The sequence below is a fragment of the Enterobacter genomosp. O genome (assembly GCF_001022965.1).
GTDB classification, from domain to species: domain Bacteria; phylum Pseudomonadota; class Gammaproteobacteria; order Enterobacterales; family Enterobacteriaceae; genus Enterobacter; species Enterobacter cloacae_L.
The window spans coordinates 593,850-618,573 of sequence record NZ_LECZ01000026.1; the positions used below are offsets into that span (position 1 = coordinate 593,850).

Sequence of the window (24,724 nt, forward strand, 5' to 3'; positions counted from 1 at the left end):
CTCCCTGTGGGAGAGGGCTGGGGTGAGGGCATCAGGCCGCACTTACTCCTGGTCATCCACCGGCGGAATCGCCGGCGCCGGCTTCACTTCTTCCGGGGTATTGCGGTTTTCCAGCTCGGTCAGACGCTGTTCCAGCAGCGCCAGCTTTTCGCGGGTGCGCAGCAGAACCTGCGTCTGCACGTCAAACTCTTCGCGGCTCACTAAATCAAGGCGAACTAACTGCGCCTGCAGCGTCTGGCGGATTTTCTTCTCAACGTCATCACCAAATTCACGAATGCCTTTTGGCATGGACTCGTGAACCTGACGCGCAATTTGCTCAATTTTCTTCGGGTCAATCATAGTGGCTTCCCTTGATAAAACGGTGTTGATGAACATTGTAGCGCGTCATGCTCCAGGATAAAGCAGATTTGTTTGAAGCTTATGCATTGCCCAGGTTAATCAATAGCGTTATAGTTATCTCGCTTATTCTCAGGGCGGGGCGAAATTCCCCACCGGCGGTAAATCAGCTTAACGCTGAAAGCCCGCGAGCGCTTTGGGTGAATACTCAAAGGTCAGCAGATCCGGTGTAATTCCGGGGCCGACGGTTAGAGTCCGGATGGGAGAGAGTAACGATCCAGCCGGGCATGGGCCCGCTCACGTTATCTTTTTGCCGCTTGTACGGCGCTCCTAAGACTGCCCTGATTCTGGTAACCATAATGTTAATGAGGTTTTTTTACCATGAATCAGACGCTACTTTCCTCTTTTGGCACTTCAACTCAACGTGTTGAACATGCACTGGATGCACTGCGCGAAGGCCGCGGTGTGATGGTGCTTGACGATGAAAACCGTGAAAACGAAGGCGATATGATTTTCGCCGCCGAAAACATGACCGTTGAGCAGATGGCGCTGACCATCCGTCACGGTAGCGGCATCGTATGCCTGTGTATTACCGAAGATCGTCGTAAGCAGCTCGACCTGCCGATGATGGTTGAAAACAACACCAGTGCTTTCGGTACCGGTTTTACCGTGACCATCGAAGCGGCGCACGGCGTGACTACCGGTGTATCTGCGGCTGACCGTCTGACCACCGTTCGTGCAGCGATTGCCGATGGCGCTAAGCCGTCCGACCTGCATCGTCCAGGCCACGTCTTCCCACTGCGCGCGCAGGCGGGCGGCGTGCTGACCCGTGGCGGTCACACCGAAGCGACTATCGACCTGGTGACGCTGGCAGGCTTCAAACCTGCGGGTGTGCTGTGCGAGCTGACCAATGATGATGGCACCATGGCGCGCGCGCCGGAGTGCATCACCTTTGCGCGCCTGCACAACATGCCGGTGGTGACCATTGAAGATCTGGTGGAGTATCGCCAGGCGCACGAGCGCAAAGCCAGCTGAAATTGCTGATGTGAAAAAGCCGGGGAAACCCGGCTTTTTTGTGTCTAGTGGTAGTTGATTTTGAACAGCACGACGGTTTCAAAAGGGCCGGATGTGATGCCTTCCCCCTCAGCTTGCGAGAGTTCAGCAGTATAGGTGGTCTCATGCTGCAGCGCTGACCCGGTAAAATCGGCATATTCATCGTACTGGTTGAACGTATAGGGCTGCGCGCCGTTGAGAATGCGCAGCTTTAAGCCGTTGCCGATCAGCAGCGCGGTGTCATTGGCCGTGAGCGTTTTATCGGTATAGAACGACGAGTCGATTTTAAAACCGTCTGAACACTGGGCATCCTGCGTTTTGGTCGTTTTTACGGTGAAAGTGCGGTTACGCGTTCCCTGATTCACAATATCGCGCGCGCTGAACGTGCCGAAATCAATCTCCTGATTTTCAGGCGTGATGCTGAACGTTGCCCCGCAGTCCAGCACGGTAATATTTTGCAGGCCGTTAATGTGATATTTGAGGTTTTTGGCATCCCAGAGGGCATTTACGCCACCTTTACCGTCAAACTGGACGACGATGTAATCTCCCAGTGAGCTGACGTAGCCCTGCGGTGGAACTGCCTTGAGCTTAACATACAGTCGGAAGCGCGCCGCGAACGTGCGCGAAGTATGCATATCCAGGGCATTACCCGTACAGAGATAGTTCTGCCAGCCCAGCTCAATGATCTGCTCCGGTGTATATGTGTTGAAGGTGTTATTGTCCAGGCACTGGTGCGTGTCCACGCCGAAGGTCTGCCCGGAGGCATCGTAATCCATCCCTTCATACGTTACCCCCAACTCGTAATAAGGATCTGACGTGGAAGGGTAGGGGTTCACCCATGCGAACACATCCTCGTTTTCATAGTTGGAGGCGGTATTTCTGTCGCAGTAAACCGGGATTCTAATGTCGCTGGATTCCCAGATTTTTTGCCCCACCTTCGCGTTGCTGGGAATGGAAAATTGAGAGACCGTTTTGGTTTGCTCAACGGGGCCGTTTTGGGCACCAAGATAGCAGTTCAGCGCCAGCGCCTGCTTAAGAGGCAGCAGCACCAGCGCAAAAAGAAACAGGTTAACGAGACGTCGCATGTTGCCCCACCTTTCTCGGCGTTAGCGTGCAGGCAGACGAACCGGAACACGCCAGATCGACCTTACGCAATGCGCCGTAATCATCAATATAACCGATGCTGTATCCGCTGTTTTCTGGCTCACTCAGCGTGAGTGTGCGGGTGGCGAAAGGCGCGAGCATCAGGCTGTCGAAGCCAGGCAACATGGTTTTGCCGTTGTTGCTCAGCCACGCCAGCGTGATGAAGTACGGCGTAGGGTTATGCAGCGTCATGGTTTTACCCGACAGGGTGATGGCGAGCTGCATTTCCGTTTCCTCCCCTGGCTTTTTGCGAATAGCGTCGGGACGCCAGAACAGCTTAATGCGGCTTTGCATGGCAACCTGCATCACGCTGCGATCGTCTTTCTGGCTCTCGCTTTTAGGCGGCACTTCGCGCAGGTTGAAAAAGAACAGGGTCTCTCTGTCTTTAGGCAGCTCGCGTGTTGCGGGCTGTTTGACTACCCGCACCTGCGATGAGGTGCCGGGCTCAATACGCTGCACGGGAGGAAGTACCATAAAATGGCTGTCCTCTTTGCGGCCTTCTTCATCTTCAATCCAGGCAAGCGCCAGATAGGGAAGCGCTTTACTTTGGTTTTCAATCGTCAGGCTGCTGGCTTTGTCGCTTTCGGGAAAGACAATACGCGTGCGATCCAGGTTAATCGCCGCGTAAGAGGCGCAGGAGCCAAAGAGAAAAAGGGTTGCTGCTAACAGGTGTGATTTCATCATGATATCTACTGGCAGGGCAGCATAAGCTGCGTCGTGTTTTCCAGAGTGGCAGGCAGGGAGAAGCGGCATTGCTGGCCGTCTCCCCACTTCACCGTAAAATGTTGTTCCGCTTTGACCGCACCCAGCCAGAGATGGCCATTTTCGGCAACGATGCCGACCTCGGTGCCGGTATCCTGGTCGCGAACCTGCGCGCCGAGGGGCGGCGTGCCGGTGGCCGTACGCAAAATGCCGACAATATCCTGCCCCTGACGGGTGGTAATTTGTCGATAGCCAATGGCACCTTCGGTCCATGTGGAGCGGATCACGCGATTGTCGACATCAACGCCATCCGGCAGCGTGCTCAGATTGACCTGAACGCTGGCGGGTAAATAGCTCGAAAAAGCGGGTAACACGCCGATCCCAAACGCGTTGGTGGCATCACGCATCATATTCAACGGGATGTTACCTATCCCATCGGTGCTGACCATCACGCGTGGTTCGTTGCCATAGCTTCGGCGATGCAGTGCGGCACCGTAAGCCGTTGCGGTGAACGAGCCGTTCCAGCTTGCGCTAACTGAACGGTATTCGTTGGCCTTGTAGCTTCCGGAAAGATTGAGATCCCCCATCCCGGAATAATGCTGATAGTTGCCGCTGAGCTGCGCGCCAGCGTCGGGCTTTTCACTTTCGGTACCCGCTGATATTCCCCAGGTGTTATTTCTGTCTGAGGAGTCGTACCAGGAGAGCATCTGGCTCGTATTGTCACTGTTTTTCAGGTCGTAGTTCAGGCGATGATCGGGATCGAGAGGGACGCTTAGCGAGACGTAAAACTGGGTGTCATCGTTCTGATCCTGATAATGGGTTTTGCTCCAGGAGGCCGTGATGCCGAGGTTTTTCCAGCGACCCATATCGAAGTTATAGCCTGCGGTAAGCGTGCCGGTGGTGGAGGGGGCTCTGTCCCACCAGGTCTGGCGCAGCATGCCAAGATACAGGTTCAGCGACAGGGCAGGTATGTACTGGCTGGCGGTAATGCTCAGGGTCTGCTTTTCCGTCTCCTTATTGTCCTGCTCATTTTCAAGAAAACGGGCGTAGCTGAGAAAGCGGCTGTCTGAATAGCGGTAGCTGGCAAGCGTCAGCTGGCTGCCGGTGGTATCAAAACGCTTGCTGTAGTTGATGCGGTAGCTGTAACCCGTCTGTTTATCTTTACCGGTGGGCTGGCTGGTGGCCTGCGTGACATCAAACGAGAGTGCGCCCAGCACATCCAGGTTTTGCCCGATGCCCGTAGCCAGCGCGCGATAATCACTGCCGCTGTTCAGTACGCCGCCGTACAGTGAGGTGTTGGACAGCACGCCCCAGGAAAATTCGCTGCTCAAAAACGCATCGCCTTCAATGCGGTGCGAGCTGTCCTCGCGGGCTTTCCCTCCCGACAGTTTGTAGCGAAGCTGGCCTTTGCGGGTAAGGAACGGCACTGACGCCGCAGCAACCTGAAATGTGCTGGTTCGTCCATCTTCTTCAGCGACCTTGACGTCCAGGGTGCCCTGTACGGACTGATTGATATCCTGAATCACAAAGGGGCCCGGTGGTACGTTGGTTTGATAGATAATTCGATCAGACTGGGAGACGGTCACGGTCGCATTGGTCTGGGCGATACCGGAAATTTGCGGCGCATAGCCGCGCAGGGACCAGGGCAACATACGTTCGTCGCTGATAAGCGATGCCCCGGTATAGGAGAAACCGTCAAAAATATCAGACTGTAAATCAGATTCGCCCAGCGTCAGCCTGGAGCCCAGCGTGGGCAGTGGGCGAAACAGATAAATGCGGGAAAGGCGGCCATCGCTCTGCGACCCGTCCTCGTTGTGATTAAGCGCGTACTGATAATCCCCGCGCAGTCGCCAGCTGCCGAGATTCACCCCGGCGGTGCCGTAGGTGTTGACGTTATCACTGCTTCCGCCCTCGTCGGGCTGGTAGCGGCTGGCGAACAGGTTGTAGTCGAGCAGAACGCCAGAGATCCCAGAATCCCAGGTTGCCGGGGGCATCCAGTTGGTTGAGCGATACTGTAGCCAGGCCTGAGGTATCGTGACCTCAAGGGTTTGCGTTGCCTGAATGAAATCAAAGCGTACTTCCGGTAAGCCGGAGAAATCGACGCAGCCCTCTTTTTCAGGAAGGGTGCTGCGTATTTTATCGTCAAGACCAAAGGTGTCGGCCAGATCTGAGGGAATGCATACCGCCGTGGCATCGCCTGCTTTCTGCCAGGTTAACGGCCAGCCATTCGCCAGGAGTATGTTATTCACCGAAACGGTAACAAAATAACGGCCGGGCGTAACGCCAGTTTTTTCTTTAAATTGAGAAATATCAATATTTCCGCGCTGGTCTTTATCAATGGCATTAATATTAAACTCAACCGCGGGAAGGGAGAATGATACAAAAAAGCCGGCAATGATGATTATTAATAATGAACTGTATTTCATCATTCAGCTCTCGAATAATATAACAAAGAGGGCTGGCAATATATTGCCAGCCGAAATGAGCTATTACGGCGCGATTATTTATAAGCCAGCACGTAATTTGCGGTGGACTCCACCAGACCCGCCGTGGCTGTTTTACCGGAAGCTACTTCCATCTGCGCTTTGAAATGCAGCGTTTGGGTTGCGGAACCTGTAGACAGATCGAGCGTTTTTTCTGTACCTAACGTGATTGGGGATTCTGCGCTGTCGAGCAGGCGCACACCCACGTTCTGCGCGCCGCCCGCGTAGGTATTGCTCATCAGGCTGGTGTCCGTCGCGTCTGTCGCTGTGCTACTGAAGGTCACATCGACTTTGGTTACTGGGGTACCGGTTTCGTCTGACGGATCAAGCTGGCAGTTTTCAATATTAATATCGACCGGCACCGCCGTTGATTTTTTGTTGGTATTAATCATGGCCGTGGTGATCTGGCCAAGGTCAATCTGTTTATCTACGCTATCGGGTGCAATGTTACATGGCGCATCAATAACGACGCCCTTAAAGGTGATTTTTCCAGAACCCTGGTCAGCGGAACAGGCGGTACCAGAAAGCAGGGTCGTTAAGGCAAGCGCTAACAACGTTTTTGAAGCCTTGTTCATAAATAGTCCTTATTATAAATTTGAGCTATAACAGCATTTTATGTTGAAGGCTGCATTCTAGTTCTGATTGTAACAATCTGTTATTAAAAATAATTAAAGCCTAATTAAGTTTTATTTTATTTATGATTTTGGTGAATGAGAGGAAGTAAAGAAACAGAATATAAAAACGGGCAGAACAGCAGGTATTGCTGCTCTGCCCGTGACTTCTGTGCAGATGGAGAGACTAAAATACGATCAGCCAATCCCTGCTGACTGTAATAACACCAGGCTAAGTCCCATTACGGACATTCCGCAAAGCACGCCATAGCTGGGGTTGTTATTGGGGTCGATCTCTTTTGCCAGCGGCATCAGTTCATCTACCGAAAGCGCGACCATAATCCCGGCGACCGCTGCCATGATGGCGGCCATCACAACGGGGGAGACCAGGCTACCCAGGATCAGCCAGGCCAGCACGCCGCCGAGAATTTCTGCCATCCCTGATATCCCTGCCCAGAACACGGCGGTGCGCTTTGAGCCGGTGGCGGCGTAAACCGGCCCGGCGACGGCCAGTCCTTCAGGAATATTGTGTAAGGCGACCGCCAGCGCGATGCCAAAGCCCATTTCCAGATTGCTGCTGGCCGTCACGTAGGTGGCGACCCCTTCCGGGAAGTTATGCAGGCTGATGCCCAGCGTCAACAGAACCGCCGTTCGCTTAATATTCCGCGGCATGGGCGTTACGTTTTTCTGCATTAAATCCTGCGGGTGCGCGTGCGGCAGCATACGGTCGAGGGCAAAGTATCCCAGCAGGCCAAAGACAAACATGCCGTAACCCAGCAGCGGAGACATGCCTTCTGTGCCTAGGGCGGCAGGGAGCATCTCCATCAGGGAGATGAGCAGCATGATCCCGGCAGCAAATCCCAGTGAAAAGGCCAGTACGCGGTTAGATGGCTTCTGGCCAAGCACGCCGAGGATCGCACCGATGAAGGTCGCGGCGCCCGCCAGTATGGTCAGGATCAAGGGGACTGACATGCATTGCTCCTTATGATAATGATTCTCATTAATGGTAGTGATTCATTGTGCGCAAAGCGAGAGAGCGCGCTCTGTTTTACACATTCCTTACATTCAAATTTCCTGATGATGATCTTCACGCTTATCTGCGTTCATCTTTGCCCGATTGGGCGTAATGTAGCACCATTAAATTGACACCTTCTGTAAGGATATCACCATGACTTCTTCCCGTATGCCAGCCCTGTTTTTAGGCCACGGTAGCCCAATGAACGTTCTGGAAGACAACGTCTACACCCGCGCATGGCATCATCTGGGCGAGACGCTGCCGCGTCCAAAAGCAATCGTGGTGGTGTCTGCGCACTGGTTTACCCGTGGGACGGGCGTGACCGCGATGGAAACGCCAAAAACCATTCATGATTTCGGTGGCTTCCCGCAGGCGCTGTATGATACGCATTATCCGGCCCCCGGCTCGCCCGAGCTGGCGCAGAAGCTGGTGGATTTGCTGGCACCTGTCCCGGTAGCGCTGGATAAAGAAGCCTGGGGCTTTGACCATGGCTCGTGGGGCGTGCTGATCAAAATGTATCCTGAAGCGGATATCCCGATGGTGCAGTTGAGTATCGACAGCACCAAACCTGCGGCATGGCACATGGAGATGGGCCGTAAGCTGGCATCGCTTCGTGATGAAGGCATTATGCTGGTGGCGAGCGGCAATGTGGTGCATAACCTCCGCACGGCGCGCTGGCACGGTGAAAATACCCCGTACCCGTGGGCGACCTCTTTTAACGACTACGTAAAAGCGAACCTGACCTGGCAGGGCCCGGTCGAAGAGCATCCGCTGGTGAACTATCTGGAGCACGAGGGCGGTTCGCTCTCTAACCCGACGCCGGAGCACTTCCTGCCGCTGCTGTACGTTCTTGGCGCGTGGGATGGTCAGGAACCGGTGACGATCCCGGTCGACGGTATTGAGATGGGGAGTTTGAGTATGCTGTCGGTGCAGATTGGGTAATAAAAGCAAAACGGCAACCGCAGGTTGCCGTTTTTAGTGTTTGCACCCTCTCCCGTGGGAGAGGGTCGGGGTGAGGGCATCAGGCTGCACTCTACTCCACGAAAATGTGCGGATAGAACCGTGACAGATCCTGCGTGATCAGCGCGCGATCTTCGCGGATGCCAATCCCTGCAGGCTGGTCGTTGATGAGCCAGCTGCCAATCAGCGTATAGCTGTCGCCAAATTTCGGCAGTTGATAGAACTCCTGGACGATCATCCCTTCCTCGCCGTAAGGCCCTTCAACCGCTTCCAGCGTCTTACCGTTTTCGATAATCGACACGTTCGCCCCTTCGCGGGAGAAGATCGGCTTAACGACGTATTTTTCCATTTGCGGGAAATCGTCTTCCGCAAAGTAGGCTGGCAACAGGTTCGGGTGGTTCGGGAACATTTCCCACAGCACTGGCAGCAGTGCTTTGTTGGAGATAATGCTCTTCCAGGCCGGTTCCAGCCAGCGTACGCCAGCATCTTCCAGCTTGGTGGAGAACATCTCGCGCAGCATGTATTCCCACGGGTAGAGCTTGAACAGGTTGCTGATGACCTGATCCTGCATATCCGTAAACTGACCTTTTTCACCCAGGCCGATATCCTCGATATAGAGGAACTCGGTCGCTACCTCCGCTTCGGCGGCGCAGTCCTGCAGATACTGAACCGTTCCGCGGTCTTCTTCCGTATCGCGGCAGCAGGCGAGATGCAGCAGGTTGAAGCCATGCTGTTCGCGCAGCTCGGCAAAACGCTCAATCAGCTTTTCCTGCAGGCTGTTGAACTGGTCGCTGCCTTCCGGCAGGTTTCCGGCATTAGCCTGGTCTTCCAGCCAGATCCACTGGAAGAACGCCGCTTCGTACAGGGACGTCGGCGTATCGGCGTTGTTTTCCAGAAGCTTAGGTTCACCCACGCCGTCCCACGCCAGGTCGAGGCGAGAATAGAGCGACGGCTGGCTGGTTTTCCACGACTGGCGCACAAAGCCCCAGGTGTGCTTAGGAATGCGGAATTTTGCCATCAGCTCGTCGCTGTCGATGACTTTTTCCACGACCTTGAGGCACATCTGGTGCAGCTCTGCCGTCACCTCTTCCAGTTTTTCAACCTGGGCCAGCGTGAGCTTGTAATAGGCGTCTTCACACCAGTACGGCTCGCCGTACATGGTGTGGAAGTTAAAACCGTATTCGGTGGCTTTTTCACGCCAGTCCGGGCGCTCGGTGATACTGACTCGCTCCATGATCAGCCGCCCATTGAGCGAGTCGAAGACCCGGTCGCGCTGCGCTGCATGGTGGTTTGTTTCGCCACAGATTCACCAAAGCCACCGCGGGTGATGGTGCTGGTGGTGGCCGGTTTTGGTGCCATCGCCGTTTTAGGCACGGTCGTGGTACGGCCAGGCGTTGCTGCACCGTAGTTTTTACCGGTGGCGTCTGTGTATTTACCGTATGCCGGGCTGTTTGGGTTTTTGGAGCTAAACAGCGGCTGCTGCTGGTAGCCCGCGCCGCCGCTCATCATGCGGCCCATCATGTAGCCCGCCATCAGCGGCATCCAGAAGCTGCCGCTAGACTGCGCCTGCGCCTGGTTTTCCGGCGCCATGCCTGCCTGAGCAGGAGCCTGCTGGCACTGGCCTTCGCCGAATTCCGCCACGCAGTCTTCGCGCGAAGCATATTTCGGTGCAGTACGTTCCGCTTCTTTCAGCGCGCTGTTATAAGCCGTCTTACATTCGGCAGCTTTACCGGTTGCGGCCGAGCAGTCGTCGGCGTTTTGATACATCGAGACCGTTTCGTCGCTTTGCTCACAGCCTGCCAGCATAAAGACGGCGGTGACCGCCAGTGCAACAGGGGTGAGGTGACGTGCGTTCCAGCTTTTGCGGAACGACGCGTGATTCATCGTTTTTGTCCGTTTCATATTTGTCTTCCAGGACCCAGTGGTAATAACGCTCAGGATAGAGGATGAGTGGTTGAAAATGAAGCGAAGAGGGGCGGAATGAGGGGGATCTTTACGTTGGCTTACGTTCGGGTGTGATTTTGCGCCGGGTGGCGCTGCGCTTACCCGGCCTACGATCAAGTAGGCCCGATAAGCGAAGCGCCATCGGGCAATGCTTAATTACGGAACGGATTATTGCCTTTGCTGGCAGGCGTAGTGGTACGCGCGGCAGCTGGCTGTGCAGCAGGGGTATTGCTGTCACCGTTGAAGTTATCAACTGCGGCAACCTGCTCCGGGTTCTCCGGTGCAACGCTGTCCGGAGAGGTGGAGACCGGTTTACCCAGCGCGCTGTTCAGCATCTGCAGGTCTTGCTCGTTCAGCGTACCCAGAGCCTGTTTGATATTCAGCTGGTTAATCAGGTACTGGTAACGTGCGCTGGAGAGCTGCTGTTTCGCGTTATAAAGCGTGGTGGTCGCGTCCAGCACGTCAACGATAGTACGTGTACCGACGGAGTAACCCGCTTCCATCGCATCCAGGGAGCTCTGTGCAGACACAACGGCCTGTTTATAGGCGTTGATGCTGCTGATCGACGCGTTCACGTTATTGAAAGAAGAACGCACGGTCTGCACCACGTTGCGGTGGGCGCTTTCCAGCTGCTCGCTCGCGCCAACAAAGTTGTACTGCGCCTGTTTCACCTGGGAGTTGACCTGACCGCCCTGGTACAGCGGCAGGGAGAAGCTCAGGCCCACTTTGTTCTGACCCTGGTTGCTGTCGTCGTACTGGGCTGAGTTGGTTTTAGAACCGCTATAGGTCGTATCAGAGACACCGGTAGACGCGCTCAGGCTCAGGGTTGGCAGATGGCCGTCCTGCGCCTGACGAATTTGCTCGCGGGCCAGGTCCTGGCTCAGACGCGCCTGCAGCAAGGTCAGGTTGCGGTTTTCCGCTTCTTTCAGCAGGGCGTTAACGGCCTGCGGTTTATCCGTTTTAAAGCTGTCGACGTTCAGGGACGCCAGTTCAGGATAGTAATTCCCGGTAACCTGGCGAAGAGATTCCAGCGCGTTATCGAGATTGTTACGCGCGGTCACTTCGTTGGCCAGCACGGTGTCGTACTGTGAACGGGCGTTCTGCACGTCGGTGATCGCCACCAGACCCACGTTGAAACGCTGGGTGGTTTGATCTAACTGACGGTAAATCGCCTGTTTCTGCGCTTCGGTGTAGGACAGCGCGTCAATCGCGCTCAGTACGTTAAAGTAAGCCGTTGCAGTGTTCAGGATCAGCGTTTGCTGGTCGGTCTGATAGGTCACATCCTGGATACCCGCGCTCTTTTCCTGCAGGGTCAGGGCGCGCCATTTGGACATATCAAACAGCGTCTGTGTTAATTGCAGTGAGGCGCTGGTAGCATTGGAGTTAACGCCGTTAGCGTCGCGGAAACCGTTGCTGTAGGTATAATCTGCACCTAAACCTAACTGTGGCAGCAATGGGCTACGCGCTTCGTTAATCTTTTCAAACGCAGCATCACGATCGGCCGCTGATTTACGTAAATCAGGGTTGCCCAGACGTGCCTGCTGGTAGACCTGTAACAGGTTTTCCGCCTGGCTCATTGCACTGAAGCCCGTCAGGCTCAGGCCGATAAGGATGGGGAGCAATTTCTTCATTTGCATTCCTTGTTGTGAAGCAGTATTAGCGCTGATCTAATTAAAAAATAATTGCCGATTCTAACAGAATCATCCACACCAAAAGGTTGGCGTTACGTGCCATCTGGCGGTAATTTGCACCAATCTATCATATAGCCTTACAAACGGCAGCCAAACAGCCTTGAAATTCATAATTTCATCACCATTGCTACCAGGACTCGACTCATGCAAAAACCAGAAAAGTTGCCCGTGACATTCGCCAAAAACGATGTAGAAATTATTGCACGAGAAACGCTTTATAGCGGTTTTTTTTCAATGGAACTTTACCGTTTCAGGCATCGCCTGTTTAACGGTGAAATGAGCGGCGAAATCAGACGCGAAATTTTTGAGCGCGGGCATGCGGCAGTCTTGCTACCCTTTGACCCAGTGCGCGATGAAGTTGTGCTGGTGGAACAGATCCGCATAGCTGCTTATGACGTGAGCGAGAGCCCGTGGCTGCTGGAGATGGTGGCCGGGATGATCGAAGAAGGTGAATCGGTCGAAGACGTCGCCCGGCGCGAGGCGCTGGAAGAGGCGGGGCTGGTGGTGGGCCGCACAAAACCGGTGCTGAGCTATCTTGCAAGCCCGGGAGGCACCAGCGAGCGCTTGTCCATTATGGTGGGTGAAGTGGACGCCACGACGGCGGAAGGGATCCACGGTCTGGCAGATGAAAACGAAGATATTCGGGTTCATGTGGTGAGCCGGGAGCAGGCTTATCAGTGGGTAGAAGAGGGGAAAATCGACAACGCAGCGTCTGTCATCGCCCTGCAATGGCTACAGCTGCATTATCAGACATTACGAAACGAGTGGAAAAAATGAAGCGCTATACGCCTGACTTCCCAGAAATGATGCGCCTGTGCGAAACCAATTTCGCACAATTGCGCCGCCTGCTGCCGAAAAACGACGCACCCGGCGAAACGGTAAGCTATCAGGTGAGCAACGCGCAGTATCGGTTAACGATAACAGAATCAACGCGCTACACTACGCTGGTGGAGATTGAGCAAACGGCACCCAGCATTAGCTACTGGAGCCTGCCGTCGATGACGGTTCGCCTCTATCACGACGCGATGGTCGCTGAAGTGTGTTCGAGCCAGCAGATCTTTCGCTTCAAGGCGCGGTATGATTACCCGAATAAAAAGTTGCATCAACGCGACGAAAAGCATCAAATTAACCAGTTTTTAGCCGACTGGCTAAGATATTGTTTAGCACATGGAGCAATGGCGATTCCGGTTTGTTAGCGTCATAAACCTACCTAAGGACACCATTTGGAAAGCCTGTTGAACCTGACTGTTGCTGGTGGGGCGCCAGTCAGGATATTACAAATCACCGATACCCACCTTTTTGCCGAAAAGCATGAGACGCTACTGGGGGTCAACACCTGGGAGAGTTATCAGGCGGTACTGAGCGCCATTCACGCTGAAAATCGTGTATGCGATCTGATTGTCGCAACCGGCGATCTGGCGCAGGATCAATCCTCCGCGGCCTACCAGCATTTTGCTGAAGGCATCGCGAGCTTTAGCGTACCTTGCGTCTGGCTGCCGGGAAATCATGATTTCCAGCCCGCGATGTACAGTTCCCTCCATGATGCGGGGATCTCTCCGGCGAAATGCGTTTTTGCGGGCGAACAGTGGCAGATCCTGCTGCTGGACAGCCAGGTGTTCGGCGTCCCGCACGGTGAGTTAAGCGAGTTTCAACTCGACTGGCTGGAGACCAAACTGGCTGCTGAACCTGCACGTCATACGCTGTTGCTGCTTCATCATCATCCTCTGCCTGCCGGGTGCAGCTGGCTCGATCAACACAGCCTGCGCAACTCCGCGGCGCTGGATCGCGTGCTGGCGAAGTTTCCGCGGGTGAAAAATCTGCTGTGTGGGCATATTCATCAGGAACAGGATCTCGACTGGAACGGACGTCGGATGCTGGCGACGCCGTCGACGTGCGTTCAGTTTAAGCCGCACTGCGCCAACTTTACGCTGGATACCATCGCGCCAGGCTGGCGCTGGCTGGAACTGCATGCCGATGGCACGCTGACCACGGAAGTCTGTCGTTTAACCGGCGCGCAATTCCGCCCGGACACCGCTTCAGAAGGCTATTGATGTCTACGCTCCTTTATCTGCACGGATTCAACAGCTCGCCGCGCTCCGCAAAAGCGACACAGTTTCGCCAGTGGCTGAGCGAGCATCACCCCGACGTTGAGATGATCATCCCACAGCTACCGCCTTACCCGGCCCAGGCCGCGGAAATGCTGGAATCTATCGTGCTCGGGCACGGCGGAGAATCATTCGGTGTGGTCGGCTCATCGTTGGGCGGGTACTACGCCACCTGGCTCTCGCAATGCTTCATGCTGCCCGCCGTTGTGGTTAATCCGGCGGTACGGCCATTTGAGCTGCTGCGGGACTTTCTCGGCGAAAACGAGAACCCCTACACCGGCCAGCAATATGTGCTAGAGTCACGCCATATTTACGATCTCAAAGTTATGCAGGTCGACCCGCTTGAGGCACCGGATCTTATCTGGCTGCTGCAACAGACGGGAGATGAAGTGCTGGATTACCGCCAGGCAGTGGCGTATTACGCATCCTGCCGCCAGACTATAGAAGAGGGCGGAAACCATGCTTTCACGGGCTTTGAGAATCATTTCACCCAGATTGTCGATTTTCTTGGACTGCACAGCCACTGACAATCAATGCGAATTGCTAGTTTAAATCATGACGCAAACCTATAACGCTGATGCCATTGAGGTCCTCACCGGGCTTGAGCCGGTTCGCCGCCGCCCGGGGATGTACACCGATACGACGCGCCCAAACCATCTGGGCCAGGAAGTTATTGATAACAGTGTGGACGAAGCGCTGGCGGGCCATGCCAAACGCGTTGATGTCATCCTGCATGCCGATCAGTCGCTGGAAGTCATCGACGACGGGCGCGGCATGCCGGTGGATATCCACCCGGAAGAGGGTGTGCCAGCCGTTGAGCTGATCCTCTGTCGCCTGCATGCGGGCGGTAAGTTCTCCAACAAGAACTACCAGTTCTCCGGTGGCCTGCACGGCGTGGGCATTTCCGTCGTCAACGCCCTGTCCAAACGCGTGGAAGTGAACGTCCGTCGCGACGGCCAGGTCTATAACATCGCCTTTGAAAACGGCGATAAGGTGCAGGATCTGCAGGTTGTCGGCACGTGCGGTAAACGCAACACCGGCACCAGCGTCCACTTCTGGCCTGACGAAAGCTTCTTCGACAGCCCGCGCTTTTCCGTTTCTCGCCTGACGCACCTGCTTAAAGCCAAAGCGGTGCTGTGTCCGGGCGTAGAAATCACCTTTACCGATCACGTTAACAATACCGCACAAACCTGGTGCTACGCCGATGGTCTGAACGACTACCTGTGCGAAGCGGTAAACGGCCTGCCAACGCTGCCGGAAAAACCGTTTGTCGGTAACTTTAGCGGCGATACCGAAGCCGTGGACTGGGCGCTGCTGTGGCTGCCTGAAGGTGGCGAGCTGCTGACCGAAAGCTACGTTAACCTGATCCCAACCATGCTCGGCGGTACCCACGTCAACGGCCTGCGTCAGGGTCTGCTGGATGCAATGCGTGAGTTCTGCGAATACCGCAATATCCTGCCGCGCGGCGTGAAGCTGTCGGCGGAAGATATCTGGGATCGCTGCGCCTACGTGCTCTCCGTGAAGATGCAGGATCCGCAGTTTGCCGGCCAGACCAAAGAGCGCCTGTCGTCACGCCAGTGTGCGGCGTTCGTCTCCGGCGTGGTGAAAGATGCGTTTACCCTGTGGCTGAACCAGAACGTTCAGGCGGCAGAGATGCTGGCTGAAATGGCCATTTCCAGCGCCCAGCGTCGTCTGCGCGCCGCAAAGAAAGTGGTGCGTAAAAAGCTGACCAGTGGCCCCGCGCTGCCGGGCAAGCTGGCGGACTGTACCGCGCAGGATCTCAACCGTACCGAGCTCTTCCTCGTGGAAGGGGACTCGGCAGGCGGATCGGCCAAGCAGGCGCGCGATCGCGAATATCAGGCGATCATGCCGCTCAAGGGTAAGATCCTGAACACCTGGGAGGTCTCTTCAGATGAAGTGCTGGCCTCGCAGGAAGTCCACGATATTTCGGTAGCGATCGGCATCGATCCCGACAGCGACGATCTGAGCCAGCTGCGCTATGGCAAGATCTGTATCCTCGCGGATGCGGACTCCGATGGTCTGCACATCGCCACGCTGCTGTGCGCGCTGTTTGTGAAGCACTTCCGTACGCTGGTGAAAAACGGTCACGTCCACGTGGCGCTGCCGCCGCTGTACCGTATCGACCTTGGCAAAGAGGTTTACTACGCGCTGACGGAAGAAGAGAAAGCGGGCGTGCTGGAGCAGCTCAAGCGTAAGAAGGGCAAGCCTAACGTTCAGCGCTTTAAAGGGCTGGGCGAGATGAACCCGATGCAGCTGCGCGAAACGACGCTGGATCCGAACACGCGCCGTCTGGTACAGCTAACGATCAGCGACGAAGACGAACAGCAAACCAACGCCATGATGGATATGCTCCTTGCCAAGAAACGTTCGGAAGACCGACGTAACTGGCTGCAGGAGAAAGGCGATATGGCGGATATCGAGGCCTGATGTCCCCTCACCCCAGCCCTCTCCCCAAAGGGGAGAGGGTGTTTAATTCCCCTCTCCCCTTTGGGGAGAGGGTTAGGGTGAGGGGAACACCCCGCACTGAAATCAAAACTCCATCTTCACCGTAAACTGCACTTCGCGCGGATCGCCAATCTGGTTGCCCAGGTTGTTGGTCGCGATAGATGAGGTGTAGTAGGTCTTATCAAACAGGTTCTTCACGTTGACCTGCAGCGTCACCGGATACTGCAGCTTCATCTTATACGCCGCAAACGCATCCGCTACGACATACCCCGGCAGGTAGTAATCCGCCCCGTTGGTCGCTGAGCGACGGCTCACGCCGTGCCCGCCGCCGCCGAGCGTCAGGGTATTTCCGGCAAACGCATTGTGAATATCGTAGGTCAGGAACAGGGAGCCGGTGTGGCGCGGCACGTTAGGCAGCGGTTTGCCGGCATAGTCCGGATCTTCCAGCACTTTCGCGTCGGTATAGCCGTAGCTGGCGATGATATTCGTGTTTTCGGTCAATGACCCGGCAAGATCCACTTCAACGCCCTGAGAGCGCACGCGGCCCGCGGTTTTGGCGACGGTTTCATCTCCAATGCTCTCGGTGTACAACACGTTGCGCTTGTGGATATCAAACAGCGCAATGTTGGCGGTAATGCCGTTGAACAGGTCAAACTTGGCGCCCACTTCGTAAGCATTCGACGTTTCCGGCGGCAGGTCGCCAATGTAGCTCGCAATGGACGACTGCGGCATAAACGTTTGTGAGTAGTTGGCAAACAGCGAGACGGATGGCGTGAGCTTGTAAACCAGCCCCAGCTTCGGCGTCCACTGCTCATCGCGGCTGTCGGTATTGACGTTGAACGGACGGCCTTTGCCCGCGTACTGGGTGTAATACTGATAGCGCATGCCTGCCACGGCGATCCAGTTATCGGTCAGGTACAGGGCATCCTGCGCGTAGGCGGAATAGCTCTCCTGCTTGAGCGTCTGGTCGCTGTCGGACGCCGAGACGGTGGTGCACTTGCCGAGGCTGCCGTAACTCGGGTTGTAAATGTTGAAGTCCTTAACGTTCTTACAGCGGAGCATATCCGTACGCAGCAGATCGTAATTCTCATACGACACGCCGGTCAGGATCTCATTGTAAAAGCCTGCGATATCTACGTTCCCCTGCAAATCCGCGCGGGTGCTGTGCATGCGCTGGGTCGAGCCCTGGGTCGCGTCCACGCGGCGGGTCAGGTTGCCGGTTTTTGAATCATAGGCCATCACGCGGGCCTGGTTATCGCTGTATTTATCCTGGCTGAAGCTGTAGTCGAACTTCGCGGTCCACTGGCTGTTAAGGCGATATTCCGCGTTAAGTTGGGCGAGGTCAGACTGCCCGTCGGTGATATTAAACGGCTCGTCAAAGCGGGTTTTGCGATCCACATTCACCGGCTGTTTGGTGTTGAGATCGAAGATCGTTCCGCGATCGAACGGCGTCTTATAGTCGCGATGCGAATAGAGCACGGTCACGGTGGCATCGTCGCCAAACCAGGTGAGCGACGGGGCGATAAAGGTGCTGCGTTCGTTGCCAAAATTACGCCAGTAATCCTCGTCCTGATATTCGCCCGTAAGGCGATAGGCCAGACGCGTGCCGTCAATCGGGCCGGTCACGTCTACCTGTCCGGTGCCGCCGCCAAAGCTGGAGGAGGTGGCAGAAATTGAACCGCCGAAGGTCTTCTCCGGGCGTTTGGTGACGACGTTAATCAGGCCGCCCGGATCGAGAATGCCATAAAGCGTTGAGGCCGGGCCTTTCAGCACCTCCACGCGCTCGGTTGCGGCATTAAAGCTGCGCGGCAGTACGGTGCGCAGGCCGTTGGTCATGATCGAGCCGTCGCGGTTCGCGCCAAATCCGCGGCGCACAAAGGCATCCTGCGTGCCGCCCAGGGTGTTGGTCTGCACCACGTTGCTGACGTTATAGAGCGCTTCATCCAGCGTGGTAGCGTGCTGATCCCCCAGCACTTTATCGCTGACGGTATTCACCACCTGCGGGATATCCAGCATCGGCATGTTGGTTAGCGTGGCGGTGGAGGTATTCAGCGGCTGATAGCCATTCGTGGCCTCCACCACGGTATTTGGATCGGCGGTGACGGTAAGCGTTTCGCCGTCTTTAGCCGCGGTGGCGTCTGCCGCCTGCACCAGCGGTGCCATAAACAGCAGTGAAAAGAGCGCGCGCCCTTTTACCCCAGAGAGGGAAGGTGTGAACGTAGCCATTACATCTGTTATCCCGAAATATCCCGCGAATGACGTTTCGCGAAAGAATGTGTGAGTCATTGCCCTTAATGGTCTGCTCGTTAGCCAGAAATGGCATCGAACATGTAATTGAGAATCATTCAATCATGTGCGGATGTAGTAGTAAATGGAAAAAATCAAAAATCAGCTACAGCCATAAGCGGTGCGTAAAAGTGCAGAGCAATAATATTCAATACATTGAAATTGAAGCTTTTATTAGTTTGATGTTTTTTGTAATGCCTTCCGTTTACCCCTTGTGTTTTCAGGGTGTTTCTTCTCTTGACTACTACATAGCGCGGCGTCAAACTCTCAAAAGAGAATGAGTTTTATTTTTATTTGTTATTTTTTTCATTACGTTGGCGTTCACGTGGCTCACAACACAAACAAACCGGGACTGGTTCTGGAGAACCTCTCTGCGGGCTATCAGAAAAAAATCATCATTGATGAGATCTCCCTTGCGATCCCTCAGCAGAAAATGACGGTGCTGGTAGGGGCGAATGGCTGCGGGAAATCCACGCTGTTGAGCACTATCGCGCGGCTGCTGCAGCCGCTTGGGGGAATCGCGCTGCTGGACGGCAAAGCCATTCATGAGCAGCCAACCAAAGCGGTTGCCCGCCAGCTTGGCATTCTGCCTCAGTCCCCGCTGCTGCCGGAAGGGTTAACCGTCTTCGATCTGGTCTCGCGCGGACGGTTTCCCTGGCAAAATTTTATGCGTCAGTGGAGTGACGAAGACGAGCTGGCGGTGGAAGAGGCCCTGCGCCTGACCGGCACGGCAGACTTTGCGCATCTGCCGGTCGAAAGCTTGTCCGGCGGCCAGCGCCAGCGCTGCTGGATCGCCATGGCGCTGGCGCAGCAAACGCCGTATATCCTGCTGGATGAGCCCACGACATTTCTCGACCTCCGCTATCAGGTGGAGATCCTGGAGCTGCTGCACACCCTGACCCGCCAGCACGGACGTACCGTGGTGGTGGTGCTCCACGATCTCAACTTCGCGGTGAACTACGGCGATTCGCTGGTCTTTTTACGCCAGGGAAAAGTGGAGGGGGTATTGCATGAAGGCGACGTCTGCACGCCGGAGCTAATTAAAGCGGTGTTCGATGTCGACGTGCATATGTCCATTAACCCATTGACCGGCAAACCGTTCTTTATGCCCTTTCGTCAGGTCGTGGAAAAATGATGATGCGCACGTCTCTGGCATTTATCCTTTTTGCGCTCCTGCTGGTGGCGGCAGCGGTTGCACACCTCGGGATCGGCGCGCGCGTTATTCCTCCCTGGACGGTGGCCCAGGCTTTTTTCGCTTTCGACCCGCATAATTTCGACCATAACGTCATCATCAGGCTGCGCCTGTTACGCCTCGTTGCAGCAACGGTGACCGGCGCGGCGCTGGGCGTGGCGGGGGTATTATTGCAGTCGGTCATCCGCAACCCGTTGGGCGAGCCGCATATTCTGGGGCTCAATGCCGGGGCGGCGCTGGCGGTGGTGCTGACGAGCGCGCTGGGGCTGGCCCTGCCGGTTGGTCAGCCGCTTATTGCCGCCGCCGGTGCCGCCACGCTGTTTTTGCTGGTGCTGATGTTCTCCTCTTCCGGTCGTACCGGGCTCACGCCGATGAAAATCACCCTGTGCGGCGTCGCGATGTCGGCTTTTGCCTCGTCAGTCACCGCTGCCGTGCTGATTCTGGACGAACAGACGCTGCTCTCCCTGCGTACCTGGCTGGCAGGGGATTTAGCCGGGGTTAACGCCCAGACGCTGCAGAGCGCCCTGTGGGCCGCGGCAGCCGGTTTAGTTCTCGCTATCGGACTGTCGCCATCTCTCAACATGCTGGCGCTGGGCGACAGAATGGCCCAGGGGCTTGGCGTGTCGCTGCTGAAAACCCGCCTGCTTGCCCTGCTGGCGATTGCGCTGCTCTGCGGCGCGGCCGTCTCCATCGCCGGGCCGATTGGTTTTATCGGCCTGGTGGTGCCGCAGCTTATTCGCCGTCTGGTGTCGGTCGATCTACGTGCGATGGTGCCGCTGTCCGCCCTGTGCGGCGCGCTGGTTCTGCTGCTGGCGGATATCGCTGCCCGCACGCTGTTTACGCCCTGGGAGCTGGCAACCGGCATCATGACCGCGCTGGCTGGTGCCCCCGTCTTTATCTTCATGGCCTCGAGGATGTTTAAATGAACCGCGCCGGACTGCGTGCGCTGCGCGTTGGCGCCTTCTCGGCGCTGGTTCGTCCAAAGGCGCTGGCGTGTCTGGTCATCCTGGCGCTGGCCGCCTGCCTGCTGACAGGTTTTGGCCTGACGCACGGTTCCCTGCCCATTCCCACTTCCGCCATCGGGCGCGCGCTGTTTTACCCAGAAAGCCTGACGGCGGAGGCGCGCTACATCGTGATGGACATCCGCCTGCCGCGCCTGCTGATGGCGATACTGTGCGGCGCCATGCTCGGCATGGCAGGTGCGGCAATGCAGTCAATTACCCGCAATGGCCTGGCTGACCCGGGGCTTATCGGCGTGAAAGAGGGCTGTAGCGCGGCGGTACTGCTGCTGATTTTTCAGTTTCCGGCGCTGGGCCTGGCCTGGCGCCCGCTGGTCGGGATGGCTGGCGGGCTGCTCACCGCGCTGCTGGTTATCGCCCTGGCGCGCGATATCTCGCGCCCGCGATTCATCCTGATCGGCATCGGCGTGTCGTGGGCGTTTGCCGCGGCAATGGGCGTCTTTATTACCACAGCTGACGTGCGCGACGTGCAGACGGCGATGCTCTGGCTGGCGGGAAGCCTGCACGCGGCCAACTGGACGCTGGTGGGGCTGGCCGCACTCTGGGCGGCTCCCGCGTTTGCGCTGCTGCTGTTTACCGCGCGGGCCGCAGACGTGGCGTTGCTCGGCAATCAGGCCGCTACGGGCCTTGGCGTTCGCACAACCCGGCTGGCGCTGCTGCGGGTTCTCGCCCCGGTAGTGCTGACGGCGGCCAGCGTCTCCTGCGTGGGCAGTATTGGTTTCGTGGGGCTGATTGCCCCGCATATGGCACGCCTGCTGCTGCGCGGTGGGCAAACCGCGCTCTTGGCGGGAAGCGCCGTGCTGGGCGCGCTGCTGGTGCTGCTGGCGGATAACGTTGGCCGTCTGGCATTCCTCCCGCTGCAGCTGCCGGCGGGAATTGTGATTTCACTGATTGGCGGACCGTTTTTCCTGCTGCTGCTCTGGCAGCGTCGGGACAGATTTTAGGGGACTATGATGCGCGTAGTATTTTCGATGCTGTTGCTGGTGGGGTTTGCGGTGAGCGCGGCGGAGCCGACTCAGGTATTTACCGACGATTTGGGACGCAAAGTCGTTGTGCCGGTTCATCCGAAGCGGATTGTCTCATTACACGATCTGGATATCACCATTCCGCTGATTGAGCTAGGCGTGCCGCCTGTGGCGAGCCATGGCCGTACGCGGCCGGACGGCAGCCATTTTCTGCGCTCCAGCGGGATGTTGACGGGTGTCGACTTCAATAATTCCGACATCAAATTTATCGGCACGGCGGATATCGACATTGAAGCGATCGCCGCCGCAAAGCCTGACCTGATCGTGACCGAGCCGACCCGTAACACGCCGGTGGATCAGCTGGCGAAAATTGCCCCGACGGTAAGCATCGATCATCTCGACGGCGGCGCGCCGGAGATCTACCGCAAGCTGGCGCAGCTCACGGGCACGCAGGCGCGGCTGAAGATACTTGAGCGTCGCTATCAGGAGCAGATCGAGGCGCTGAAAGCGACGGTGGATACCCGCAAAATTAGCGTGTCCGTGATTCAGGCGAATCAGGGGAAGATTAACGCCATGCACAGCTACCACTCGCTGGGCCGCGTGCTGCGTGATGCCGGGTTCACCTTCCCGCCGCTGATTGATTCCATTCCTGAAGGTGGGCGGATTGACGTCAGCGCCGAGCGCCTGCCGGAGCTGGATGCCGATTTTGTGTTTGCCACCTGGCGCGGGGATACCGGCGATAAACCGCAGGACGAACTGGCGGCGATGGATGCGGTGATGCCGGGCTGGTGTCAGTTCCTGAATGCCTGCCGGACCGGGCATTACGTGCTGATCTCGCGCGAAGAGGCGATCTCGAATTCGTTTGCCTCGTTAGGGCTGATGGCCGCGCAGGTGCAGTCACAGATTGCCGGGCGTCCGCTGCCGGAGGCGTCACGGTGATCCGCAAAGAGAAAGGACGCGTGGATGTCTATGGCGACCGCTTTCGCGCCCGCGCGCATCAGCTGTCGCCGCGCCTGCTGCAGGTCGCACGCTATATCCACGACAACCGCGAAGCGGTGATGGAGCAGACGGCAATGGAGATTGCTGCGGGGCTGAAAACCTCGGACGCCACGGTGGTTCGCGCCATTCAGGCGCTGGGTTTCGCCGGGTTGCGCGATCTGAAGCAGACCCTGGAGCAGTGGTTTGGTCCGGTGGTGACGTCCAGCGAAAAGATCTCCACCACGGTGAATACGCTTGCCAGCGACGTCAACGCGAGCATCGATTTTGTGCTGGAGGGGCATCAACACACCTGCAACGTGTTATCCGAGCCGCACAACCGCTTCGCGATGGCGCAGGCGGTTTCACTGCTGGCGCAGGCGAAGCAGGTCGCCATATTTGGCATTGGTGCATCAGGCATTCTGGCCGAGTACACCGCCAGGCTGTTCAGCCGCATGGGGTTACCCGCCACGCCGCTTAACCGCACCGGAATAGGGCTTGCGGAACAGCTGATTGCGCTTCAGCGCGGCGACGTGCTGGTGATGATGGCGCAGAAGTCCGCGCACCGGGAGGGGCAAACCACGCTGCGTGAAGCTAAACGTCTGGGTATTCCAACTATCCTGCTGACTAACGCCCTTGATTCGCGTTTCAGTAAGGAGGCCAGCGTGGTGATCCACGTTCCGCGCGGCGGGGAAAAGGGCAAAATCCCGCTCCACGGCACGGTGCTGCTGTGTCTGGAGATGATCATTTTATCCGTCGCCTCCACCGAGCCGCAGCGCACCATCAAGTCCATGAAGCGCATCAACGAGTTACACCGTGGGTTAAAACCGGGGAAGAAAAGCAGCTGATTTCCCCGGCTCGCGGATCACGCTTTAGGAATACGCAGCGTCTGGCCAGGATAGATTTTATCCGGGCTGGAGAGCATCGGGCGGTTAGCCTCAAAAATCTTATTGTACTGGTTGGCATCGCCGTACACGGTTTTGGAGATAGCGCTCAGCGTATCGCCGGATTTCACCGTGTAGTAGGTGGCTTCATCTTTGGCATCGGTCGCGGTGATGTTGTTCTCCACCTCGCTGACGCCCGCGATGTTCCCGACGGCAACCTGGATTTTCTCTTTCTGCTCCTGGGTCAGCCCGTCGCCCGTCACGCTGGCTTTGCCGTCGGTGACGTTAACCTGAACCTTATCTGAACCGGGAATATTGAGTTTTTTGAGATGCTCGGTGATTTTGTCGCTCTGGCCTTTATGATCGGTCAGGTTATCCCATAGCTTTTCGCCTGCTTCTTTCACGAAGTTAAAAAGACCCATTCCATCCTCCTGTTAATCATGAAGTCAGAATAAGCATAGCAGTTGAGTTTTAAGCCGATAAAAAAAAGCCCGGTAGCGCTGACGCACACCGGGCCTGGTATGTTCTCCCTCTCCCCGTGGGAGAGGGCTGGGGTGAGGGGAACTTAAACCCCTTGCTCCAGAATGCGGATGTGGGTTTCCAGCACGTCACCCTTCACTGCGTCGCTCCACGCTTTCATGTGTGCGGTCTGCAGGTGCGCTTCAAGATGCGCGACGGTTTCCCACTGCTCAACCATGATGATCGAGTCTGGTGCGGTCGCCTGGAAGCTGGCGTCAGTGGCGGCATCCACCATCGGCGCGTAGCCGTGGCAGCCTTCTTCTTTCAGTACGGTCGGGATAATTTTCGCGAACTGATCCAGCACCGCCTGGCGGTGATGTTGACCTGGACGAGTACGGATTTCTGCAATAACGGTAAGCATTGTGACTACTCCTT

The 24,724-nt window shown here is 56.5% G+C and carries 24 protein-coding genes and 1 riboswitch; of the genes, 12 read left to right on the forward strand and 12 right to left on the reverse strand.

The features are described from left to right. Positions 1–42: 42 nt before the first annotated feature. Entirely contained in the window at positions 43–339 is a 297-nt protein-coding gene (ubiK, locus tag ABR39_RS16635) for a ubiquinone biosynthesis accessory factor UbiK (protein WP_020689465.1), read from the reverse strand. Positions 340–460: 121 nt separating this feature from the next. Then, a riboswitch (FMN riboswitch) is annotated at positions 461–611 on the forward strand. 106 nt (positions 612–717) lie between these two features. Here ubiK and ribB point away from each other — a divergent pair. Continuing rightward, positions 718–1,371, forward strand: coding sequence for a 3,4-dihydroxy-2-butanone-4-phosphate synthase (gene ribB, locus ABR39_RS16640; protein ID WP_033146666.1), 654 nt, complete (start codon positions 718–720; stop codon positions 1,369–1,371). A gap of 44 nt (positions 1,372–1,415) precedes the next feature. Here ribB and ABR39_RS16645 read toward each other — a convergent pair whose 3' ends face one another. From ABR39_RS16645 to zupT, 5 genes are all read right to left on the reverse strand, one after another. Further along, on the reverse strand, positions 1,416–2,474 hold the full coding sequence (locus tag ABR39_RS16645; RefSeq protein ID WP_047347820.1) for a fimbrial protein: 1,059 nt from the start codon (positions 2,472–2,474) through the stop codon (positions 1,416–1,418). Further along, a complete protein-coding gene (locus ABR39_RS16650) occupies positions 2,458–3,216 on the reverse strand; it encodes a fimbrial biogenesis chaperone (RefSeq protein WP_047347821.1) in 759 nt (252 codons plus the stop codon). The genes ABR39_RS16645 and ABR39_RS16650 overlap by 17 nt, the downstream gene beginning before the upstream one ends. Before the next feature lie 5 nt (positions 3,217–3,221). Then, positions 3,222–5,663, reverse strand: coding sequence for a fimbria/pilus outer membrane usher protein (locus ABR39_RS16655; protein ID WP_047347822.1), 2,442 nt, complete (start codon positions 5,661–5,663; stop codon positions 3,222–3,224). A 71-nt stretch (positions 5,664–5,734) separates the two neighbouring features. Continuing rightward, positions 5,735–6,292 (reverse strand): fimbrial protein, encoded by a 558-nt coding sequence (locus ABR39_RS16660; protein WP_047347823.1) that lies wholly within the window; start codon positions 6,290–6,292, stop codon positions 5,735–5,737. Positions 6,293–6,526: 234 nt separating this feature from the next. Next, positions 6,527–7,300 (reverse strand): zinc transporter ZupT, encoded by a 774-nt coding sequence (zupT, locus tag ABR39_RS16665; RefSeq protein WP_045404035.1) that lies wholly within the window; start codon positions 7,298–7,300, stop codon positions 6,527–6,529. A 196-nt stretch (positions 7,301–7,496) separates the two neighbouring features. Between zupT and ygiD the strand changes: the two genes are divergently transcribed. After that, complete coding sequence (gene ygiD / locus ABR39_RS16670) at positions 7,497–8,285, forward strand: 4,5-DOPA dioxygenase extradiol (protein WP_047347824.1); 789 nt, start codon at positions 7,497–7,499, stop codon at positions 8,283–8,285. 91 nt (positions 8,286–8,376) lie between these two features. Here the strand turns inward: ygiD and ABR39_RS16675 are convergent, their stop codons facing one another. The 3 genes from ABR39_RS16675 to tolC all read right to left on the reverse strand — a co-directional run bounded on the left by ABR39_RS16675 (position 8,377) and on the right by tolC (position 11,878). Further along, a complete protein-coding gene (locus ABR39_RS16675; protein ID WP_047347825.1) occupies positions 8,377–9,537 on the reverse strand; it encodes a glutathionylspermidine synthase family protein in 1,161 nt (386 codons plus the stop codon). Between the two features lie 2 nt (positions 9,538–9,539). Next, the gene (locus tag ABR39_RS16680) at positions 9,540–10,205 is read right to left on the reverse strand and encodes a DUF1190 family protein (protein WP_047347826.1); all 666 of its coding nucleotides are present in this window, start codon (positions 10,203–10,205) and stop codon (positions 9,540–9,542) included. A 194-nt stretch (positions 10,206–10,399) separates the two neighbouring features. Further along, a complete protein-coding gene (gene tolC / locus ABR39_RS16685) occupies positions 10,400–11,878 on the reverse strand; it encodes an outer membrane channel protein TolC (protein ID WP_047347827.1) in 1,479 nt (492 codons plus the stop codon). 204 nt (positions 11,879–12,082) lie between these two features. On the opposite strand from tolC, the gene nudF reads away from it, so the two are divergent. Genes nudF through parE form a run of 5 tightly spaced genes read left to right on the forward strand, consistent with a single transcriptional unit; the run spans position 12,083 to position 16,491 of the window. Then, complete coding sequence (nudF, locus tag ABR39_RS16690) at positions 12,083–12,715, forward strand: ADP-ribose diphosphatase (protein ID WP_025758512.1); 633 nt, start codon at positions 12,083–12,085, stop codon at positions 12,713–12,715. Continuing rightward, entirely contained in the window at positions 12,712–13,134 is a 423-nt protein-coding gene (locus ABR39_RS16695; protein ID WP_014833293.1) for a DUF1249 family protein, read from the forward strand. Before nudF ends, ABR39_RS16695 begins: the two co-directional genes overlap by 4 nt. A gap of 27 nt (positions 13,135–13,161) precedes the next feature. Further along, on the forward strand, positions 13,162–13,989 hold the full coding sequence (gene cpdA, locus ABR39_RS16700) for a 3',5'-cyclic-AMP phosphodiesterase (RefSeq protein ID WP_047347828.1): 828 nt from the start codon (positions 13,162–13,164) through the stop codon (positions 13,987–13,989). Next, positions 13,989–14,570 (forward strand): esterase YqiA, encoded by a 582-nt coding sequence (yqiA, locus tag ABR39_RS16705; protein ID WP_047347829.1) that lies wholly within the window; start codon positions 13,989–13,991, stop codon positions 14,568–14,570. Before cpdA ends, yqiA begins: the two co-directional genes overlap by 1 nt. A gap of 28 nt (positions 14,571–14,598) precedes the next feature. Next, positions 14,599–16,491, forward strand: a complete 1,893-nt coding sequence (gene parE / locus ABR39_RS16710) for a DNA topoisomerase IV subunit B (protein ID WP_047347830.1) — start codon at positions 14,599–14,601, stop codon at positions 16,489–16,491. A gap of 102 nt (positions 16,492–16,593) precedes the next feature. Here parE and ABR39_RS16715 read toward each other — a convergent pair whose 3' ends face one another. Further along, positions 16,594–18,735, reverse strand: a complete 2,142-nt coding sequence (locus tag ABR39_RS16715) for a TonB-dependent siderophore receptor (protein ID WP_047347831.1) — start codon at positions 18,733–18,735, stop codon at positions 16,594–16,596. Positions 18,736–19,120: 385 nt separating this feature from the next. On the opposite strand from ABR39_RS16715, the gene ABR39_RS16720 reads away from it, so the two are divergent. The 5 genes from ABR39_RS16720 to ABR39_RS16740 are packed head-to-tail and all read left to right on the forward strand — an operon-like array spanning position 19,121 to position 23,794. Further along, entirely contained in the window at positions 19,121–19,930 is an 810-nt protein-coding gene (locus tag ABR39_RS16720) for an ABC transporter ATP-binding protein (RefSeq protein ID WP_047348179.1), read from the forward strand. Further along, positions 19,930–20,913 carry a FecCD family ABC transporter permease gene (locus ABR39_RS16725; protein ID WP_047347832.1) on the forward strand — a complete coding sequence of 328 codons (984 nt, stop codon included), beginning with the start codon at positions 19,930–19,932 and terminating at the stop codon, positions 20,911–20,913. The genes ABR39_RS16720 and ABR39_RS16725 overlap by 1 nt, the downstream gene beginning before the upstream one ends. Then, positions 20,910–21,950: a FecCD family ABC transporter permease gene (locus ABR39_RS16730; protein ID WP_047347833.1), complete on the forward strand. Its 1,041-nt coding sequence runs from the start codon at positions 20,910–20,912 to the stop codon at positions 21,948–21,950. The genes ABR39_RS16725 and ABR39_RS16730 overlap by 4 nt, the downstream gene beginning before the upstream one ends. Before the next feature lie 9 nt (positions 21,951–21,959). Beyond that, a complete protein-coding gene (locus ABR39_RS16735) occupies positions 21,960–22,910 on the forward strand; it encodes an iron-siderophore ABC transporter substrate-binding protein (protein ID WP_047348180.1) in 951 nt (316 codons plus the stop codon). Next, positions 22,907–23,794, forward strand: coding sequence for a MurR/RpiR family transcriptional regulator (locus tag ABR39_RS16740; RefSeq protein ID WP_047347834.1), 888 nt, complete (start codon positions 22,907–22,909; stop codon positions 23,792–23,794). The genes ABR39_RS16735 and ABR39_RS16740 overlap by 4 nt, the downstream gene beginning before the upstream one ends. A gap of 17 nt (positions 23,795–23,811) precedes the next feature. Here the strand turns inward: ABR39_RS16740 and lysM are convergent, their stop codons facing one another. Together lysM and ABR39_RS16750 are read right to left on the reverse strand one after the other, a co-directional pair. Next, on the reverse strand, positions 23,812–24,252 hold the full coding sequence (lysM, locus tag ABR39_RS16745) for a peptidoglycan-binding protein LysM (protein WP_003862507.1): 441 nt from the start codon (positions 24,250–24,252) through the stop codon (positions 23,812–23,814). 143 nt (positions 24,253–24,395) lie between these two features. After that, on the reverse strand, positions 24,396–24,710 hold the full coding sequence (locus ABR39_RS16750; protein WP_008502984.1) for a putative quinol monooxygenase: 315 nt from the start codon (positions 24,708–24,710) through the stop codon (positions 24,396–24,398). Positions 24,711–24,724 lie beyond the last annotated feature (14 nt).

Coding starts and splice junctions, on each gene's coding strand:
- ABR39_RS16730 (WP_047347833.1), top strand. CDS start 20,910: ATGAACCGCGCCGGACTGCGTGCGCTGCGCGTTGGCGCCTTCTCGGCG.
- ABR39_RS16680 (WP_047347826.1), bottom strand. CDS start 10,205: ATGAAACGGACAAAAACGATGAATCACGCGTCGTTCCGCAAAAGCTGG.
- ABR39_RS16715 (WP_047347831.1), bottom strand. CDS start 18,735: ATGGCTACGTTCACACCTTCCCTCTCTGGGGTAAAAGGGCGCGCGCTC.
- ABR39_RS16735 (WP_047348180.1), top strand. CDS start 21,960: ATGCGCGTAGTATTTTCGATGCTGTTGCTGGTGGGGTTTGCGGTGAGC.
- ubiK (WP_020689465.1), bottom strand. CDS start 339: ATGATTGACCCGAAGAAAATTGAGCAAATTGCGCGTCAGGTTCACGAG.
- ribB (WP_033146666.1), top strand. CDS start 718: ATGAATCAGACGCTACTTTCCTCTTTTGGCACTTCAACTCAACGTGTT.
- lysM (WP_003862507.1), bottom strand. CDS start 24,252: ATGGGTCTTTTTAACTTCGTGAAAGAAGCAGGCGAAAAGCTATGGGAT.
- ABR39_RS16725 (WP_047347832.1), top strand. CDS start 19,930: ATGATGCGCACGTCTCTGGCATTTATCCTTTTTGCGCTCCTGCTGGTG.
- ABR39_RS16675 (WP_047347825.1), bottom strand. CDS start 9,537: ATGGAGCGAGTCAGTATCACCGAGCGCCCGGACTGGCGTGAAAAAGCC.
- ygiD (WP_047347824.1), top strand. CDS start 7,497: ATGACTTCTTCCCGTATGCCAGCCCTGTTTTTAGGCCACGGTAGCCCA.
- ABR39_RS16645 (WP_047347820.1), bottom strand. CDS start 2,474: ATGCGACGTCTCGTTAACCTGTTTCTTTTTGCGCTGGTGCTGCTGCCT.
- ABR39_RS16655 (WP_047347822.1), bottom strand. CDS start 5,663: ATGATGAAATACAGTTCATTATTAATAATCATCATTGCCGGCTTTTTT.
- yqiA (WP_047347829.1), top strand. CDS start 13,989: ATGTCTACGCTCCTTTATCTGCACGGATTCAACAGCTCGCCGCGCTCC.
- parE (WP_047347830.1), top strand. CDS start 14,599: ATGACGCAAACCTATAACGCTGATGCCATTGAGGTCCTCACCGGGCTT.
- ABR39_RS16650 (WP_047347821.1), bottom strand. CDS start 3,216: ATGATGAAATCACACCTGTTAGCAGCAACCCTTTTTCTCTTTGGCTCC.
- ABR39_RS16660 (WP_047347823.1), bottom strand. CDS start 6,292: ATGAACAAGGCTTCAAAAACGTTGTTAGCGCTTGCCTTAACGACCCTG.
- zupT (WP_045404035.1), bottom strand. CDS start 7,300: ATGTCAGTCCCCTTGATCCTGACCATACTGGCGGGCGCCGCGACCTTC.
- ABR39_RS16750 (WP_008502984.1), bottom strand. CDS start 24,710: ATGCTTACCGTTATTGCAGAAATCCGTACTCGTCCAGGTCAACATCAC.
- tolC (WP_047347827.1), bottom strand. CDS start 11,878: ATGAAGAAATTGCTCCCCATCCTTATCGGCCTGAGCCTGACGGGCTTC.
- nudF (WP_025758512.1), top strand. CDS start 12,083: ATGCAAAAACCAGAAAAGTTGCCCGTGACATTCGCCAAAAACGATGTA.
- ABR39_RS16695 (WP_014833293.1), top strand. CDS start 12,712: ATGAAGCGCTATACGCCTGACTTCCCAGAAATGATGCGCCTGTGCGAA.